The following is a 17,046-nucleotide window of genomic DNA, read 5'->3' on the forward strand; positions in this document are numbered from 1 at the left end:
TCGCTCCAGGATCGGAATCGGGGGACGGGCCCGTGCGCGGCACGGACAGCTCGCCGGCGCTGCTGCGCCGCACAACGATGCTACAGAAAAAACGGCCGGCACGCTTTCGCACTGCCGGCCGCTTTCACGCCTGTCCGCTTACTGCTGCGGCGGCGTATCCGACTGCGACCCGGCAGCTGCTTCGTTCAGCAGCGCCTTGGCCGACAGACGCACACGACCCTTCTCGTCCGTCTGGATCACCTTGACCTTGACCTGCTGACCTTCCTTCAGGTAGTCGTTGATGTCCTTCACGCGCTCGTTGACGATTTCCGAGATGTGCAGCAGGCCGTCCTTGCCCGGCAGCAGGTTCACGATCGCACCGAAATCGAGCAGCTTGAGCACCGTACCTTCGTACACCTGGCCGACTTCGATCTCGGCCGTGATTTGCTCGATGCGCTTCTTCGCTTCGGCCATGCCTTCGCTGTTCGTGCTCGCGATCGTCACGACGCCGTCGTCCGAGATGTCGATGGTCGTGCCCGTTTCTTCGGTCAGCGCGCGGATCACCGAACCGCCCTTGCCGATCACGTCGCGGATCTTTTCCGGGTTGATCTTGATCGTGATCATGCGCGGCGCGAATTCCGACAGTTGCGTGTTCGCACCCGAGACCGCCGACGTCATCTTGCCGAGGATGTGCATGCGGCCTTCCTTCGCCTGCGCGAGCGCGACCTGCATGATTTCCTTCGTGATGCCCTGGATCTTGATGTCCATCTGCAGTGCCGTCACACCTTGTTCCGTGCCGGCCACCTTGAAGTCCATGTCGCCGAGGTGATCTTCGTCGCCGAGGATGTCGGTCAGCACCGCGAACTTGTTGCCTTCCAGGATCAGGCCCATCGCGATACCCGCGACGTGCGCCTTCATCGGCACGCCGGCGTCCATCAGCGCGAGGCAGCCGCCGCATACCGATGCCATCGACGACGAACCGTTCGATTCGGTGATTTCCGACACGACGCGGATCGAGTAGCCGAATTCGTCGGCGCTCGGCAGGCACTTGACCAGCGCACGCTTCGCGAGGCGGCCGTGGCCGATTTCGCGGCGCTTCGGCGAGCCGACGCGGCCCGTTTCGCCGGTTGCAAACGGGGGCATGTTGTAGTGAAGCATGAAGCGCTCGCGGTATTCGCCTTCGAGCGCGTCGATGATCTGCTCGTCCCCCTTCGTGCCGAGCGTCGCGACGACGAGCGCCTGCGTTTCGCCACGCGTGAACAGCGCCGAACCGTGGGTACGCGGCAGCACGCCGGTGCGGATCTCGATCGGACGCACGGTGCGGGTGTCGCGACCGTCGATACGCGGCTCGCCGTTCAGGATCTGCGAACGGACGATCTTCGCTTCGATGTCGAACAGGACGTTGCCGACGGTGGCCTTGTCGGCCGCGACCGTGCCGGCCGCCTGCGCGTCTTCCTCGAGCTTCGCCGAGGTCGCTGCGTAGACTTCCTTCAGCTTCGTCGAACGCGCTTGCTTGTCACGCAGCTGGTAAGCGGCGAGCAGGTCGCCGTGCGCCAGTTCCGTCACGCGCGCGATCAGCGCCTCGTTCTTCGGTGCCGGCTGCCAGTCCCACTCGGGCTTGCCGCCTTCGCGCACGAGTTCGTGGATCGCGTCGATCGCCGTCTGCATCTGCTCGTGACCAAACACGACCGCGCCGAGCATCACGTCTTCCGGCAACTGGTCGGCTTCCGATTCGACCATCAGCACTGCGCGTTCCGTACCGGCAACGACGAGGTCTAGGCTCGATGCCTTGATCTGGTCACGCGTCGGGTTCAGCACGTAGGCATTGTTGATGTACGCGACGCGCGCGGCACCGACCGGACCGTTGAATGGCAGGCCCGACACGGCGAGCGCGGCCGATGCACCGATCAGCGCGGGGATGTCCGCCGGGATTTCCGGGTTCACGGACAGCACGTGGATCACGACCTGCACTTCGTTGTAGAAGCCTTCCGGGAACAGCGGGCGCAGCGGACGGTCGATCAGGCGCGACGTCAGCGTCTCGTGCTCCGACGGACGACCTTCGCGACGGAAGAAGCCGCCCGGGATCTTGCCGGCCGAGTAGGTCTTTTCGAGGTAGTCGACGGTCAGCGGGAAAAAATCCTGACCCGGCTTCGCCGACTTCGCGCCGACGACGGTTGCCAGCACGACGGTATCTTCCACGTCGACGATCACGGCACCGCTCGCCTGACGGGCGACTTCACCGGTTTCGAGGCGCACCTTGTGCTGGCCCCACTGGAATTCCTTCACGACCTTGTTGAACATGGACATGGTTGCTCCTTTGAATTCATTCATTTCATTCGCCGCCCGGGCCATCCCGCGCGGCGGCGTCCCGACCGAATCACCCGGAGCAAGGTGTGTTTTTTATGCCATTCCAGTGCGCCGCTCGCCGAGCAGCGCGCTGGAATGACACAAATCCCGACCCCGGCATCAGCCGTTCCGGCAGTCCGGCATCCACGTGCCGAACGACCTGCGGTGCGCGTGACGCTACGCACCGCGCAAAAACAAAATGCCTGCATCAGCGGACTGACACAGGCATCTTGCTGGCGGCAATCGCCTCGATTACTTACGCAGACCCAGCTTCTCGATCAGTGCGCGGTAACGGTCGGCATCCTTGCCCTTGAGGTAGTCGAGCAGCTTGCGGCGGCGGCTCACCATGCGCAGCAGGCCGCGGCGGCTGTGGTGGTCCTTCGCGTGGGTCTTGAAGTGACCCGTCAGTTCGACGATACGTGCGGTCAGCAGTGCGACCTGGACTTCGGGCGAACCCGTGTCGTTGGTACCGCGGGCGAACTGAGCAACGACTTCCGACTTCTTGATATCTGCAACAGACATGTGATTTCCTTTGTTTCCTACTTGCTAGCTAACAGGCGGACACGGAAGAATGGCCGTGCCGTGACTTACAACCGGCGGGCATTGTAGCACAACTGCACGCTGTTCCTACCGCCCCTGTCACGGGCGCGTCATCGAACAGGTCGACGGCATCTGCGTGCGCTGCGCGGGAACCGCGAGGACCGTCCGAAAACCGTAGCCGGAGCCCTCGTTGTCGAAGCGCACGCCGGGCGTGCCGACCTTGTCCATTTCTATGACGTAAAGGGGCTGGATCAGCTGGTGATCCTGCGCGCGCATGGTAGACGCATGGAAACCGTCGTCGAACGACAGCCCCTCCAGCGCGCGCGCCACCGCGACGGGGTCGGCCGATCCGGCCCGATTCATCGCGGCCGCGAGCATCTCGACCATCAGGCTCATGCGTCGCACCGGGTAGTCGTCTTGCGGCGCCGGGAAACGGGTTCGGAACGCGCGATAGAACGCGTCCGATTTCGCGCCGCCCGCGTTCGGATGCCAGTCCGCGACGGCCACCACCCGCCCGACGCCCGCGTCGCCGAGCGCGGCCGGTGCACCGAGGCTGTTGCCGTAGAACGTGTAGAACTTTGCGTTGAGCCCCTGCTCGCGCGCCGCTTTCACGAGCAGCGTGAGATCGTTGCCCCAGTTGCCGGTCACGACCGCGTCCGCGCCGCTCGCGCGGATCTTCGCGATATACGGCGAGAAATCCTTGATCCGGCCGATCGGATGGAATTCGTCGCCGGCGATCGTCACGTCGGGGCGCCGCTCGGCCAGCCCCTGCCGCGCCAGCGCGCTGACGTCATGACCGAAGCTGTAGTCCTGGTTCAGCAGATAAACCTTGTGCAGCGCACGATCGCGCGCCATCACGTCAGCCAGCGCGACCATCCGCATCCCCGCGTGCGCGTCGAAACGGAAATGCCAGAAGCTGCAATGGGCGCCGGTCAGCGCCGGATCGTCGGCCGAATAGTTGAGGAACAGCATCCGGCTGTCGGGATTACGCGCGTTCAGCTTGTCGAGCGCCGCGACGAGCGCCGCCGCGACCGCCGAACTGTTGCCCTGCGCGACGAATCCGATGTGCCGGTCCGCGGCCACGCGCAATTGGACGAGCGCCTCTTCGGGGCTGCCCTTGCTGTCGAGCACGACCAGTTCCAACGGATGCGCGCCGTCGCGCAGCTTCACGCCGCCGGCCGCGTTGACCTGTTCGACGCCGAAGCGCAAGTTGCGCTCGACAGCCGCGCCCGCGTTCGCGAACGGGCCCGACATGCCTTCGATCAGCGCGATCCGCACCGGCTCGCCCGCTGCGTACGCGGACGACGCCAGCATCCATCCCGCGCCCAACGCGAGCGCGCATCGCTTCCATAGCTGCATCGGCTACCTGCCCTTCAATCCGGTCGAGAAGCGCGGATCATAGGCCGCCGGCCCCGTCGCCCGCAAGCATGGCGAGACACGACACGCTGGCGGGCCACCGGCTGCGATCCGCACCGATTTTTTCGGCGCGATGCGCCGGCGCGCGCCGTCCGTGATACAACTGAACAGTCAGAGAGTTCTGGAGGATCCCATGCGCATTCGCATTCCCGTGCGCCTGCCGGTGCTGGTCGCCAGTGCGGCAGCGCTGCTCGCCGGTTGCGCGCAACCGTGGCAGCAATACCAGGCCGGTCAGGACGAGTCGGCGATCGTCGCGCGCATGGGCCCGCCGCGCGAGATCTACGATCTGCCCGGCGGCGGCAAGCGCCTGATGTGGCCCACCCAGCCGATGGGCGAAACCACCGTCGCGGCCGACGTCGACGCAGCCCACAAGATCGTCAACGTGCGCCAGGTGCTGCAGCCGAGCGAGTTCTATCGCGCGGAGATCGGCAAGTGGACGAAGACCGACGTGCTCGTCAATTTCGGCCGACCGGTCGAGACGTCCTACTTCCCGCTGATGAAGCGCGAGGTGTGGACTTACCGGTATCTGGAAGACAACGTCTGGTACATGATGTACAGCTTCTACTTCGATCCGCAAGGCATCCTGCGCACCACGCAGAAGACGCCGGACCCGCTACACGACCCCGACCGCCGCAACCTGTTCTGATCGATTGCGCAATTTCCGCGCAATTTCCCGATGGCCATTCACGAATAAGCGCGTGAAAGGCCATTTCATTTTTCCGCCCTATTCGGTTGATCTGGAAAGAAGGCCGGCAATCCTTTCCGATCGACGCGCCATCGCGATGACGTCGGGCGGAATCCCTTACCGGACGGGAAACCGGCACGCGCGATGCATGTCATGCGTCTCCCTGGTGCATGCGACGCACCTCGACATTCCTATTTGAAACAATTTGTATCAGTGGCACCGGGTGCTAGGGCATACCCCTAATATCGGTCGGAATAAACCTTTCAGCCCCGAAAGAATTCAGCAACGCCATTTCGAGTGTCCGTTATCCGTCCTTATTTAACAGGAATCCTTATGAATCGTCCCAAGAGCATGCTGGTCGCCAACATCGCCTGGGCCCGCGAGACGCGTGAACACACGCCCGGCTTTTTCGACGCACTCGCGCGCGGCCAGAATCCGCGCGTGCTGTGGATCGGCTGCGCCGACAGCCGCGTGCCGGCAGAAACCATCACGCACTGCGCGCCGGGCGAACTGTTCGTCCATCGCAACATCGCGAACCTGTTCCATCCCGACGACGACAACGCCGCGAGCGTGCTCGAATACGCGGTGCGCGTGCTCGAGGTCGATCACGTAATCGTGTGCGGCCACTACGGCTGCGGCGGCGTACGCGCATCGCTGCTGCCGCCGCCGCCCGACCTGCCGCACGTCGCCCGCCGCATCGCGCCGCTCTGCGCGCTTGCACGACGCCATCGCGACATGCTCGACAGGCTCGACGACGCGGCGGCCGCCGACCGCCTCGCGGAGCTGAACGTGCTCGAACAAGTGAAGCTGCTGCGTGCGTCGCCGATCGTGCATGGCCGCCCCCGACCGCCTCTCGTGCACGGCTGGATCTTTTCCGTCGCCGACGGCCGCCTGACGGAGCTCGATTCCGGCTACACGGCGCCGCCGGCCGCAGCCGAACCCGGGCACACCGCCGCGGCCGTCGCATTCGGTTGACTCACGCCCTACCCCAACGCCCATGAAATCGCCCCAGCCATGAAACTGAACGAGCGCCTGTCCACCCTGCCGCGCGACATCGTCGCCGGCATCGTCGTTTTCCTCGTTGCGCTGCCGCTGTGTCTCGGCATCGCCAATGCATCCGGCGTCGAGCCGTTTGCCGGGCTGGTGTCCGGCATCGTCGGCGGGATCGTCGTCGCGCTGCTGAGCGGCTCGTCGCTGTCCGTGAGCGGGCCGGCAGCCGGCCTCGTCGTGATCGTCGTCGAAGGAATCGCACAACTCGGCAGCTTCTCCGCATTCCTGCTCGCGGTACTGCTGTCCGGCGTCATCCAGTTCGGCTTCGGCATGTTGCGCGCCGGCCGCTTCGCCGCCTACGTACCGTCACCCGTCATCAAGGGCATGCTCGCCGCGATCGGCCTGTTGCTGGTCGTGAAGCAGATTCCGTTCGCATTCGGCATCGGCGGCGCGGCCGCGCAATCGTTTGCGTCATGGCTGGATCTGCCGGCCGCATGGGCGGCCACGGCCATCGCGCTCGTGTCCGTCGCGCTGCTCGTCGCATGGGACACCCCGGCGCTCAAGCGCTTCGCATGGGCGCGTGCGGTCCCCGCGCCGCTTGCGGTCGTGTTGTTCGGCATCGGCGCGACGCTGTTGCTCGGCGCGATCGCGCCGTCGGTCGCGCCAGGCGCCGCGCATCGCGTGACGCTGCCCGAACTCGAATCGTTCGCGGCGCTCGCGGCATCGCTCAAGCACGCGGAGCTCGGCCCGAACTTCGCGCAACTCGTGAACCCGGACGTGTGGCGCGTCGCGATCACGCTTGCGGTGGTCGCGAGCCTCGAGACGCTGCTGAGCCTGGAAGCGGTCGAACAGATCGACCCGAAGCGCCGGCCGACCCAGCCGGATCGCGAGCTGAAGGCACAGGGCGTCGGCAACCTCGTCGCGGGCGCGGTCGGCGGGCTGCCGATCACGTCGGTGATCGTGCGCAGCTCGGTCAACGTGAATGCGGGTGCGCAAAGCCGGATGTCGGCGATCGTGCACGGGGTGCTGCTGCTTGCCAGCGTGTTCGCGCTCACCGGCCTGATCAACCTGATCCCGCTCGCGAGCCTCGCGGCGATCCTGATCCACACCGGCTTCAAGCTCGCGAAACCGGCGCTGTTCCGCTCGGTGCTGAAGCAGGGTCCGGCCGCGTTCGTGCCGTTCGCCGCGACGATTGCGGGCGTGCTGGCTGTCGACCTGCTGTTCGGCATCGCGCTCGGCCTCGGATGCAGCGTGCTGGCGGTCGCGGTCGCGAACCTGAAAAGCCCCGTCACGCTCGCGCAGCACGACGATCACTTTCTGCTGTCGTTCCGCAAGGACGTCTCGTTCGTCGGCAAGGTGCAGGTCAAGCATCACCTGCGGCACATTCCGGACCGTGCGGCCGTGATCATCGACGCGACGCGCGCCGACTACATCGATCACGACGTGCTGGAGCTGATCGACGCATTCGTCGCGGATGCGCCGCGGCGCGCCATCGCGGTCGAATTCCGCCGCCGCAGCCCGGCACCGCGCCCGGCCGCGCGCCGCTGGCTGTTCCGCGCGCCGGCCGCAGAATGAGCGGCGCATGAAAAACGCCCCGGGAGGCGCAAGGCCGCACGGGGCGTTTCAGGCATTCAGCGCCCGACGCGCGGGTTATGAACGCTGCGGGTTGAGCTTGTCGTCCTTTGAGTGCAGCTTGTTCAGCGCGGCGATGTACGCCTTTGCGGAAGCCGCGACGATATCCGGATCGGTACCGACGCCATTCACGATGCGCCCGCTCTTCGACAACCGGACGGTCACTTCGCCCTGTGCCTGCGTGCCGGTCGTGATCGCATTCACCGAATACAGCAGCAGTTCGGACCCGCTTCCGACTTCGCTCTCGATCGCATTCAGCGTCGCATCGACCGGACCGTTGCCGCGTGCCTCGCCTGTCACTTCCTTGCCCTCGACCGCGAACACGACCTTCGCCTGCGGCTGCTCGCCGGTTTCCGAATGCTGCGACAGCGACACGAACTTGAAGTGCTCCTGCTCCTGCGCCAGCGCCGACTCTTCGGAGACGATCGCGATGATGTCCTCGTCGAAGATCTCGGCCTTGCGGTCGGCGAGATCCTTGAAGCGCATGAATGCGGCGTTCAGTTCGGTTTCGCTGTCGAGCGACACGCCGAGCTCCTGCAGACGCTGCTTGAACGCGTTGCGGCCCGACAGCTTGCCGAGCACGATCTTGTTAGCGGTCCAGCCCACGTCTTCAGCACGCATGATCTCGTAGGTGTCGCGCGCCTTCAGCACGCCGTCCTGGTGAATGCCCGACGCGTGTGCGAATGCGTTCGCCCCGACCACTGCCTTGTTCGGCTGCACGACGAAACCGGTGATCTGCGATACGAGCTTCGACGTCGGCACGATCTGCGTCGTGTCGATGCCGACCTCGAGACCGAAGTAGTCCTTGCGCGTCTTCACGGCCATCACGATTTCTTCGAGCGACGTGTTGCCCGCGCGCTCGCCGAGACCGTTGATGGTGCACTCGATCTGCCGCGCACCGCCGATCTTCACGCCGGCGAGCGAGTTCGCCACCGCCATCCCGAGGTCATTGTGGCAATGCACGGAGAAGATCGCCTTGTCCGAGTTCGGAATGCGCTCGCGCAGCGTCTTCACGAGGTTGCCGTAGAGTTCCGGCACGCCGTAGCCGACCGTGTCGGCGATGTTGATCGTCGTCGCGCCTTCGGCGATCACCGCTTCCAGCACGCGGCACAGGAAGTCGAGATCCGAGCGGCTGCCGTCTTCCGGCGAGAATTCGACGTTGTCGGTGAACTTGCGCGCGAAGCGCACCGCGAGGCGCGCCTGCTCGAACACCTGGTCGGGCGTCATCCGCAGCTTCTTCTCCATGTGCAGCGGCGACGTCGCGATGAACGTGTGGATCCGGGAGCTGTTGGCCGGCTTCAGCGCGTCGGCCGCGCGCTGGATGTCCTTGTCGTTGGCGCGCGCCAGCGAACAGATCGTGCTGTCCTTCACGAGACCGGCGATCGTGTGGATCGCGTCGAAGTCGCCGTTCGAGCTGGCCGCGAAGCCTGCCTCGATCACGTCGACCTTCATCCGCTCGAGATGCTTCGCGATGCGGATTTTCTCTTCCTTCGTCATCGACGCGCCGGGCGATTGTTCACCGTCACGCAACGTGGTATCGAAAATGATCAGCTTGTCTGTCATGGGGGACTCCAGGGCTCTTTATACGGAAATCAAACGTAATGAGATCGCGCCACCGCTGGCGACGCTCAACAACAGACGAGGCTTGACGGAGGGCGAGAACGGTCAGCGCGGCAGGCGCGCCAAAGCTAGCGCGCGTAGCGGCGCACCGGCTAGAAGGAGGGAGAGGCGGGAAAATGCAGTCATGCCGACGACTATAGCGGCATTCCGCCGGGTGCGCAATCGGACGGCACCCGGGATGCCGCGCCGCGTCATTCGAAAAAGGGGCAAATGAAAACGGCGGCCTCGAAACCGGGGCCGCCGTTGCGGGGCAGATTGCGCGTCAGTGATCGCGCTGCGACGATCGCGCGGGATTCGCGCGCCCTCGCACGGCCATGTAGGCCCAAAACACGTAGCCGGACAGCCCGTACAGCACAAACAGGCAGAACAGCATCAACGGCGGATCGGACGACACGAGCACGAACGCGACGACGACCAGCAGGATCGCCGCGAACGGTACGCGGTGCCGGACGTCGAGCGCCTTGCCGCTGTAGAACGGCGCGTTCGACACCATCGTCACGCCCGCATAGATAGTCAGCACGAACGCAACCCACGGCAGCCAGCCGAGCTTCATCGGCACGCGGTTGTCGGTCGCGAGCCACACGAAGCCGGCGATCAGCGCGGCGGCGGCCGGGCTCGGCAGCCCCTGGAAGAAGCGCTTGTCGACGACGCCGATGTTCGTATTGAAGCGCGCGAGGCGCAGCGCGGCGCCCGAGCAGTAGACGAACGCGGCAAGCCAGCCCCAGCGGCCGAGATCCTTCAGCACCCACTCGTACATCACGAGCGCGGGCGCGACGCCGAACGACACCATGTCCGACAGGCTGTCGAACTGCTCGCCGAACGCGCTTTGCGTATGCGTCATCCGCGCGACGCGCCCGTCCATCCCGTCGAGCACCATTGCGACGAAGATCGCGATCGCGGCGATCTCGAAACGCACGTTCATCGCCTGCACGACCGCGAAGAAGCCGCAGAACAGCGCAGCGGTCGTGAACGCGTTCGGCAGCAGGTAGATACCGCGCGTCTTCAGGAACCGCTGGCGCGCGGCACGGCGGCTTTCGCTGGGCACCGGATCGGGCGCCATCACCTTGTTGCGGCGGAACGGGCGCGGGGTCTGGTTGGCGCCGTTGCGCGGCCGGCGCGGTTTGAATGCGGCCATCGTGCGTCCGCCGCTTACTGTTCGAGCTCGGCGAGGATCGTCGACGACGCGTAGACCTTCTCGCCGATCGACACCTTCGCGCGGCTGCCGAGCGGCAGATACACGTCGACGCGCGAACCGAAGCGGATGAAACCGTAGCGCTGGCCGCGCGACAGCGGCTCGCCCGCGCGCACGTAGCAGAGGATCCGGCGAGCAACGAGGCCGGCGATCTGCACGGCGGTGACGGTCTTGCCGCTCGCCGTCTGGATCACGACCGCATTGCGTTCGTTCTCGGTCGACGCCTTGTCGATCGCCGCGTTCAGGAACGCGCCCGGGAAGTACTCGACCTTCGAGATCGCGCCATCGACCGGCGAACGCTGCGAATGGACGTTGAAGACATTCATGAACACGCTGATCTTCAGCGCTTCGCGGTTCGCATACGGGTCCTGCGTGGTCTCGACCGCGACGATGCGGCCGTCCGCCGGGCACAGCACCGCATTCGGCTGCGCCGGAATCGGGCGCTGCGGATCACGGAAGAACTGGACGACGAAGACGAGCAGCAGCCAGAACGGCCACGCGAAGCCGAAGCCCCCGACGGCGTGGATCAACAACGCGAGGACGGCTGCGATCGCGATGAACGGCCAGCCTTCGCGCGCGATGATCGGATGAGGATAGTTCATGGGTTCGTTCGGTGTTCGGTGAATTGCAAAGCCCGTAGGATAGCAAAAGCCGCCCGGGGCACTGCTGCCTTCGGGCGGCTTTTTGATACCGACCCTCCACTCGAAGGGCCGGAACAGCTCGCGATGCTTAGTTCTTCGTCTGGTCGACGAGCTTGTTCTTCGCGATCCACGGCATCATCGCGCGCAGCTTCGCACCGACCTGCTCGATCTGGTGCTCGGCCGTCAGGCGGCGGCGCGACTGCAGCGTCGGGGCACCGGCCTTGTTCTCAAGGATGAAGCTCTTTGCGTACTCGCCCGTCTGGATGTCGGTCAGGCACTGCTTCATCGCCTTCTTCGTCTCTTCCGTGACGATGCGCGGGCCCGTCACATACTCGCCGTACTCGGCGTTGTTCGAGATCGAGTAGTTCATGTTCGCGATGCCGCCTTCGTAGATCAGGTCGACGATCAGCTTCAGCTCGTGCAGGCACTCGAAGTACGCCATTTCCGGCGCGTAACCCGCTTCGACCAGCGTTTCGAAACCAGCCTTGATCAGCTCGACGGTACCGCCGCACAGCACGGCCTGCTCGCCGAACAGGTCGGTTTCGGTCTCTTCACGGAAGTTCGTCTCGATGATGCCGGCACGGCCGCCGCCGTTCGCTGCCGCGTACGACAGCGCGATGTCGCGTGCCGCGCCCGACTTGTTCTGTGCAACCGCGATCAGGTGCGGCACGCCGCCACCTTGCGAGTACGTGCCGCGCACGGTGTGGCCCGGCGCCTTCGGCGCGATCATGATCACGTCGAGGTCGGCGCGCGGGATCACTGCGCCGTAGTGGACGTTGAAGCCGTGTGCGAATGCCAGTGCGGCGCCCTGCTTGATGTTCGCGTGCACTTCCTTCGCGTACACGTCGGCGATCTGCTCGTCCGGCAGCAGCATCATGACGACGTCCGCGCCCTTCACCGCTTCCGCGACTTCCTTGACCGACAGGCCTGCGTTCTCGGCCTTGCTCCACGACGCGCCGCCCTTGCGAAGGCCGACCGTCACGTTCACGCCGCTGTCCTTCAGGTTCAGTGCGTGTGCATGGCCTTGCGAGCCGTAGCCGATGATCGTGACTTGCTTGCCCTTGATGAGGGAGAGGTCAGCGTCTTTGTCGTAGAAAACGTTCATGATGGTTCCTTCGCTAATTCAAAAAATTCAACAATTCGTTCGGATTGGTACTGCGGGCCGGGACATGACGGCGCACCCGGCGTGCCTTTTCGGCATCACACCTTCAGGATGCGCTCGCCGCGTCCGATGCCTGAGCTGCCGGTACGCACGGTCTCCAGGATCGCGCTCGCGTCCAGCCCCTGGATGAATGCGTCGAGCTTGTCGCTCGCGCCCGTCAATTCGATCGTGTAGGTCTTTTCGGTCACGTCGATGATGCGGCCGCGGAAAATATCCGACATCCGCTTCATTTCTTCGCGCTCCTTGCCCACTGCACGTACCTTGATCAGCATCAGCTCGCGTTCGATGTGTGCACCGTCGGTCAGGTCCACCACTTTCACCACCTCGATCAGGCGGTTCAGATGCTTCGTGATCTGTTCGATCACGTCGTCCGAGCCAATGGAAACGATGGTGAGCCGCGACAGCGATTGGTCTTCGGTCGGCGCCACCGTCAAGGTTTCGATGTTGTAGCCGCGTGCGGAAAACAGACCGACCACGCGCGACAGCGCGCCCGGTTCGTTTTCCAGCAGGACGGAAATGATGTGTCTCATGTTCGCTTCTTCCAGAATGTGCCGTGTCGATTCACACGCGCCGCGCGCCGCCCGATGCCGCACCGCCCTTCGTGAAGGCGGCCGCGCGGGCCCGGGCGCGCGTCGCGCCGTTACAGATCTTCCGATCCGAGCAGCATCTCGGTGATGCCCTTGCCGGCCTGTACCATCGGCCAGACGTTTTCGGTCGGATCGGTCTGGAAGTCGAGAAACACGGTGCGGTCCTTCAGGCGCAGCGCCTCCTTCAGCGCCGGCTCCACATCCGAAGTCTTTTCGATCCGCATGCCGACGTGGCCGTACGCTTCGGCGAGCTTCACGAAATCAGGCAGCGCATCCATGTACGAATGCGAATAGCGCTTGCTGTATTCGATCTGCTGCCACTGGCGAACCATGCCGAGATAGCGGTTGTTCAGCGAAATGATCTTCACGGGCGTGTCGTACTGCAGGCAGGTCGACAGTTCCTGGATGCACATCTGGATCGAGCCTTCGCCCGTGATGCACAGCACGTCGTCGTCCGGGTGCGCCATCTTGACGCCCATCGCTGCCGGCAGGCCGAAGCCCATCGTGCCGAGGCCGCCGGAGTTGATCCAGCGACGCGGCTTGTTGAAACGGTAGAACTGCGCGGCCCACATCTGGTGCTGGCCGACGTCCGAGCACACGAACGCATTGCCGTCCGTCAGCTCCCACGCCTTCTCGACCACGTACTGCGGCTTGATGATCTCGCTGTCGCGGTCGAACTTCAGGCAGTCCTTCGCACGCCAGCCTTCGATGTCCTTCCACCATTGCGCGAGCGCCTCGGTGTCGGGGCCATGCTCGGCCGTCTGCAGTTGCTCGATCAGTTCCTTCAGCACTTCCTTCACGTCGCCGACGATCGGGATGTCGACCTTCACACGCTTCGAGATCGACGACGGGTCGATGTCGATGTGGATGATCTTGCGCGGACGCGACGCGAAGTGCGCCGGATCGCCGATCACGCGGTCGTCGAAGCGTGCGCCGATCGCGATCAGCACGTCACAGTGCTGCATCGCCATGTTCGCTTCGTAGGTGCCGTGCATGCCGAGCATGCCGAGGAATTTCTTGTCCGACGCGCGATAGCCGCCGAGGCCCATCAGCGTGTTCGTGACCGGGTAGCCGAGCAGGTCGGCGAACTGGTTCAGTTCGCGTGCCGCGTCGGCGAGGATGATGCCGCCACCCGTGTAGATGTACGGACGCTGCGCCGACAGCAGCAGCGACACGGCCTTGCGGATCTGGCCCGAATGACCTTTCGTGACCGGGTTGTACGAACGCAGCGACACGCTCTTGACCGGTTCGTACTGGCACGGCGTCTTGGAGATGTCTTTCGGGATGTCGATCAGCACCGGGCCGGGACGGCCGGTACGGGCGATGTAGAACGCTTTCTTGACGGTTTCCGCGAGGTCGCGCACGTCCTTCACGAGGAAGTTGTGCTTCACGCACGGACGCGTGATGCCGACCGTATCGCATTCCTGGAATGCGTCCTGGCCGATCGCGGCAGTCGGCACCTGGCCGCTGATCACGACCATCGGGATCGAATCCATGTAGGCCGTCGCGATGCCGGTCACCGCATTGGTGACACCCGGGCCGGACGTCACGAGACAGACGCCGACGTTGCCGGTGGAGCGCGCATACGCATCGGCTGCGTGCACGGCCGCCTGTTCGTGGCGCACCAGCACGTGCTGAATCTTGTCCTGCTTGTAAAGCTCGTCGTAGATGTAGAGTACCGAGCCGCCGGGGTAGCCCCAGATGAATTCGACGTTCTCGTCGGCCAGTGCCTTCATGAGCACGGTGCCGCCAATGGAGTCGCTATCGGGAGGGGAAAGGGGTTCCGACGTGGAGAATTCCGCGCTGGGCATGTTCATTTTGACCTTTCGAATTTTCGGCAAAAAATTGATCGGGTGCTCTCTGCCGGGCTTGTGGCTCGGGTTCAAGCGGCGCGTCCAGTTGAAGGGCGGGCTTCTTGGGCCAGCCTCAAATGAGACCATCACTTCATGTTGCGAATCGTTGACGATAGCGGGTCATGATGGGGCCGTCAAGCAAAATATCCCGCAGCGCATCATGCGCCCCATCGCACGGCCGGCCGACGCGGCTCGCGCGCAACGCAGCGCGCCGTCACCGGTGCCAAGTCACGCGAAAATTTGTTAGCATCCGCGGGTTTTACGAAATTTTTCGACCTTTCACACGCCGCAGTCCGCAGCGCATACCTTTACGGAATGGCATCAGACAAGGAACTCGCCGACTTTCTGGCGGGCGTCGAAAGGCGCGCGTTCAAGCAGGCTGCGTACGCCGTGCGTGACGACGATGCGTCGCTCGACATCGTCCAGGACGCGATGATCAAGCTGGCGGAGAAGTACGGCGACCGGCCGGCGGCCGAACTGCCGCTGCTGTTCCAGCGGATCCTGCAGAACGCGATCCACGACTGGTTCCGCCGGCAGAAGGTCCGCAATACCTGGGTCACGCTCTTCTCGTCGCTGAACAACACCGACGACGACGACTTCGATCCACTGGAAACGCTCGAATCCGCGGACGACAATGCAGGTGTCGAGAGTAGCGAGCACCGCCTCGAACGCGAGCAGGTTCTGGCCCTGATCGACGAAGAAATCCAGAAACTTCCGACGCGTCAACGGGAAGCGTTCCTGATGCGTTATTGGGAAGATATGGATGTCGCCGAGACTGCCGCCGCAATGGGGTGCTCCGAAGGCAGCGTCAAGACGCACTGCTCGCGAGCTACCCACACCCTGGCGCAAGCGCTCAAGGCCAAAGGAATCACGCTATGAGCTCCGCTCCCGTAAATCGAGAACATGAATTCGCGCTGAAGGTTCGCCGCGCGCTGGACGAACGTGCCGCGGCGCTGCCTGCCGCGACCTCCGACCGTCTGGCCGCCGCGCGCCGGGCCGCGCTCGCGCGCAAGAAGCCCGAAGCCGCGACCGCGCCGGTGTTCGTGCCCGCCTTCGCCGGCGCGGCCGGCGCATACGGCACGCCGCCCGCGAGCCGCCCGCCGGCGTCGTTTGCGCGCCGCCTGCTGCGCGCATGGCCGCTCGCGCTGCTGCTCGCGGGACTCGTCGGTATCGCGTACTGGGAAGACATGCAGCGGACCGCGGAACTCGCCGACATCGACGCGGCGATGCTCAGCGACGACCTGCCGCTGAACGCGTACCTCGATCACGGGTTCAACGCGTATCTTTCGCACGCACGCTAACAGACAATAAACGAGGGGATCGCACGGGTGAGTCAGAAGCGCGGCCTGGCCGTATTTTTCGGATGCGTGATCGCGATCGCCGTTTCCTACGTCGCCACCTATTCGCGATTCAACCCGCCCCCCGCGACGGTCTCCGCCGCGGCCAGCAGCGCACCCGCGCCGACCTCGGCAGCCACCGGGCTGACCACCGAACTCCCGCAACTGCCCCTGCCGCTGCCGGCCGCCAACGGTCCGCTGTCGTGGGCGCGCCTGACGCCCGCGCAGCATGCTGCGCTCGCGCCGTTCGCCGATCAATGGGACGGCTTCAGCGATGCCCGCAAGCGGAAATGGCTGAAGATCGCATCGCGTTTCGCGAAATTGACACCTGATGCGCAAAAGCGCCTGCAGGACCGGATGTCCGAGTGGGCGCGGATGACGCCCGAGCAGCGACGCGTCGCGCGCGAGAACTACCAGAGCGCGAAGGAACTGTCCGCGCAGGCGCGCGAGCGCGCGTGGAAGGCCTATCAGCAACTGCCCGAAGAACAGAAGGAACGCCTCGCGGCGGCCGAGCGCCGCCGCCGGCCGAGCGTCGTCAGTGCGCCGCCGACCGTCGCCGACCGCGACGTGCGCCGCCTCGTCAATTCGCACGAGCATCCGGCCAGCAATCCGGCACCGGCGCCCGCACCCGCGTCGGCCGGTGCAGGCGCGTCGCCTGCCGCCGCATCGTCCACGTCGGGGGCCGCCCCGGCGCCGGCCGCCGTCACGCCCGTGTCGCCCGCCGACGCGCCGTCGTTCTTCAAGGGTTCCTGAGCGGCCGTGGCGAACGCCCCCGCGCCCCAGGCCGCGGCAGTCGCCACGCCGTCCGTGCGGCGGCGCCTCGCGGCGCTGCTGTACGAAGCCGTGCTGCTGTGCGGCGTCGTGTTCTTCGCGGGGCTCGCGTTCGGTCTCGCGACTCAGCAGCGCAACGGCCTCGTTCATCACAACCTTCTCGCCGCCTGGATCGCGCCCGTCGTCGGCGCGTATTTCGTCTGGTTCTGGACCCACCGCGGTCAGACGCTGCCGATGAACACGTGGTGACTGCGGCTCGAGTCCTCGACCGGCCCGCGTCTGGATGCCGATCAAG

General features: G+C 65.0%; 15 protein-coding genes and 1 pseudogene. 7 read left to right on the plus strand and 9 right to left on the minus strand.

Annotated elements, in window-relative coordinates:
- Positions 1-138: 138 nt before the first annotated feature.
- The 3 genes from pnp to J7024_RS06405 form a co-directional block, all read right to left on the minus strand.
- Positions 139-2,286: a polyribonucleotide nucleotidyltransferase gene (gene pnp / locus J7024_RS06395; protein ID WP_175751209.1), complete on the minus strand. Its 2,148-nt coding sequence runs from the start codon at positions 2,284-2,286 to the stop codon at positions 139-141.
- A gap of 291 nt (positions 2,287-2,577) precedes the next feature.
- Complete coding sequence (gene rpsO / locus J7024_RS06400; RefSeq protein WP_006398792.1) at positions 2,578-2,847, minus strand: 30S ribosomal protein S15; 270 nt, start codon at positions 2,845-2,847, stop codon at positions 2,578-2,580.
- Between the two features lie 117 nt (positions 2,848-2,964).
- Complete coding sequence (locus J7024_RS06405; protein ID WP_234744863.1) at positions 2,965-4,224, minus strand: branched-chain amino acid ABC transporter substrate-binding protein; 1,260 nt, start codon at positions 4,222-4,224, stop codon at positions 2,965-2,967.
- A gap of 190 nt (positions 4,225-4,414) precedes the next feature.
- On the opposite strand from J7024_RS06405, the gene J7024_RS06410 reads away from it, so the two are divergent.
- The 3 genes from J7024_RS06410 to J7024_RS06420 all read left to right on the plus strand — a co-directional run bounded on the left by J7024_RS06410 (position 4,415) and on the right by J7024_RS06420 (position 7,531).
- The gene (locus tag J7024_RS06410; RefSeq protein WP_098551051.1) at positions 4,415-4,927 is read left to right on the plus strand and encodes a hypothetical protein; all 513 of its coding nucleotides are present in this window, start codon (positions 4,415-4,417) and stop codon (positions 4,925-4,927) included.
- 372 nt (positions 4,928-5,299) lie between these two features.
- Positions 5,300-5,941 carry a carbonic anhydrase gene (locus J7024_RS06415; protein ID WP_124827575.1) on the plus strand — a complete coding sequence of 214 codons (642 nt, stop codon included), beginning with the start codon at positions 5,300-5,302 and terminating at the stop codon, positions 5,939-5,941.
- A 39-nt stretch (positions 5,942-5,980) separates the two neighbouring features.
- Positions 5,981-7,531: a SulP family inorganic anion transporter gene (locus J7024_RS06420; protein WP_124827576.1), complete on the plus strand. Its 1,551-nt coding sequence runs from the start codon at positions 5,981-5,983 to the stop codon at positions 7,529-7,531.
- A gap of 75 nt (positions 7,532-7,606) precedes the next feature.
- On the opposite strand, the gene J7024_RS06425 is transcribed toward J7024_RS06420, so the two are convergent.
- The 6 genes from J7024_RS06425 to J7024_RS06450 form a co-directional block, all read right to left on the minus strand.
- Entirely contained in the window at positions 7,607-9,151 is a 1,545-nt protein-coding gene (locus tag J7024_RS06425; protein WP_124827577.1) for a 2-isopropylmalate synthase, read from the minus strand.
- A 319-nt stretch (positions 9,152-9,470) separates the two neighbouring features.
- Positions 9,471-10,343, minus strand: a complete 873-nt coding sequence (gene pssA / locus J7024_RS06430; protein WP_124827578.1) for a CDP-diacylglycerol--serine O-phosphatidyltransferase — start codon at positions 10,341-10,343, stop codon at positions 9,471-9,473.
- A 14-nt stretch (positions 10,344-10,357) separates the two neighbouring features.
- Positions 10,358-11,002 (minus strand): phosphatidylserine decarboxylase, encoded by a 645-nt coding sequence (locus J7024_RS06435; protein ID WP_096507632.1) that lies wholly within the window; start codon positions 11,000-11,002, stop codon positions 10,358-10,360.
- 127 nt (positions 11,003-11,129) lie between these two features.
- Positions 11,130-12,146 (minus strand): ketol-acid reductoisomerase, encoded by a 1,017-nt coding sequence (gene ilvC, locus J7024_RS06440; protein WP_006491032.1) that lies wholly within the window; start codon positions 12,144-12,146, stop codon positions 11,130-11,132.
- Between the two features lie 95 nt (positions 12,147-12,241).
- Positions 12,242-12,733: an acetolactate synthase small subunit gene (gene ilvN, locus J7024_RS06445; protein WP_006750445.1), complete on the minus strand. Its 492-nt coding sequence runs from the start codon at positions 12,731-12,733 to the stop codon at positions 12,242-12,244.
- Between the two features lie 110 nt (positions 12,734-12,843).
- Positions 12,844-14,607 carry an acetolactate synthase 3 catalytic subunit gene (locus J7024_RS06450; protein ID WP_124827579.1) on the minus strand — a complete coding sequence of 588 codons (1,764 nt, stop codon included), beginning with the start codon at positions 14,605-14,607 and terminating at the stop codon, positions 12,844-12,846.
- A gap of 351 nt (positions 14,608-14,958) precedes the next feature.
- On the opposite strand from J7024_RS06450, the gene J7024_RS06455 reads away from it, so the two are divergent.
- The 4 genes and pseudogenes from J7024_RS06455 to J7024_RS06470 form a co-directional block, all read left to right on the plus strand.
- Positions 14,959-15,522: an RNA polymerase sigma factor gene (locus J7024_RS06455; protein WP_027784998.1), complete on the plus strand. Its 564-nt coding sequence runs from the start codon at positions 14,959-14,961 to the stop codon at positions 15,520-15,522.
- Positions 15,519-15,944, plus strand: a complete 426-nt coding sequence (locus J7024_RS06460; protein ID WP_124827580.1) for a DUF3619 family protein — start codon at positions 15,519-15,521, stop codon at positions 15,942-15,944. The genes J7024_RS06455 and J7024_RS06460 overlap by 4 nt, the downstream gene beginning before the upstream one ends.
- A gap of 27 nt (positions 15,945-15,971) precedes the next feature.
- Complete coding sequence (locus tag J7024_RS06465; protein ID WP_124827581.1) at positions 15,972-16,733, plus strand: DUF3106 domain-containing protein; 762 nt, start codon at positions 15,972-15,974, stop codon at positions 16,731-16,733.
- Between the two features lie 6 nt (positions 16,734-16,739).
- Positions 16,740-16,997: pseudogene (locus J7024_RS06470) on the plus strand (RDD family protein); the annotation flags it as partial.
- Between the last annotated feature and the right edge of the window lie 49 nt (positions 16,998-17,046).

This window comes from Burkholderia sp. WTPI3, assembly GCF_021483755.1.
Lineage (GTDB): Bacteria > Pseudomonadota > Gammaproteobacteria > Burkholderiales > Burkholderiaceae > Burkholderia.

Bases quoted from the DNA above. Each gene is read 5' to 3' on its own strand.
- pnp (WP_175751209.1), bottom strand. From the start codon at position 2,286: ATGTCCATGTTCAACAAGGTCGTGAAGGAATTCCAGTGGGGCCAGCAC.
- rpsO (WP_006398792.1), bottom strand. From the start codon at position 2,847: ATGTCTGTTGCAGATATCAAGAAGTCGGAAGTCGTTGCTCAGTTCGCC.
- J7024_RS06405 (WP_234744863.1), bottom strand. From the start codon at position 4,224: ATGCAGCTATGGAAGCGATGCGCGCTCGCGTTGGGCGCGGGATGGATG.
- J7024_RS06410 (WP_098551051.1), top strand. From the start codon at position 4,415: ATGCGCATTCGCATTCCCGTGCGCCTGCCGGTGCTGGTCGCCAGTGCG.
- J7024_RS06415 (WP_124827575.1), top strand. From the start codon at position 5,300: ATGAATCGTCCCAAGAGCATGCTGGTCGCCAACATCGCCTGGGCCCGC.
- J7024_RS06420 (WP_124827576.1), top strand. From the start codon at position 5,981: ATGAAACTGAACGAGCGCCTGTCCACCCTGCCGCGCGACATCGTCGCC.
- J7024_RS06425 (WP_124827577.1), bottom strand. From the start codon at position 9,151: ATGACAGACAAGCTGATCATTTTCGATACCACGTTGCGTGACGGTGAA.
- pssA (WP_124827578.1), bottom strand. From the start codon at position 10,343: ATGGCCGCATTCAAACCGCGCCGGCCGCGCAACGGCGCCAACCAGACC.
- J7024_RS06435 (WP_096507632.1), bottom strand. From the start codon at position 11,002: ATGAACTATCCTCATCCGATCATCGCGCGCGAAGGCTGGCCGTTCATC.
- ilvC (WP_006491032.1), bottom strand. From the start codon at position 12,146: ATGAACGTTTTCTACGACAAAGACGCTGACCTCTCCCTCATCAAGGGC.
- ilvN (WP_006750445.1), bottom strand. From the start codon at position 12,733: ATGAGACACATCATTTCCGTCCTGCTGGAAAACGAACCGGGCGCGCTG.
- J7024_RS06450 (WP_124827579.1), bottom strand. From the start codon at position 14,607: ATGAACATGCCCAGCGCGGAATTCTCCACGTCGGAACCCCTTTCCCCT.
- J7024_RS06455 (WP_027784998.1), top strand. From the start codon at position 14,959: ATGGCATCAGACAAGGAACTCGCCGACTTTCTGGCGGGCGTCGAAAGG.
- J7024_RS06460 (WP_124827580.1), top strand. From the start codon at position 15,519: ATGAGCTCCGCTCCCGTAAATCGAGAACATGAATTCGCGCTGAAGGTT.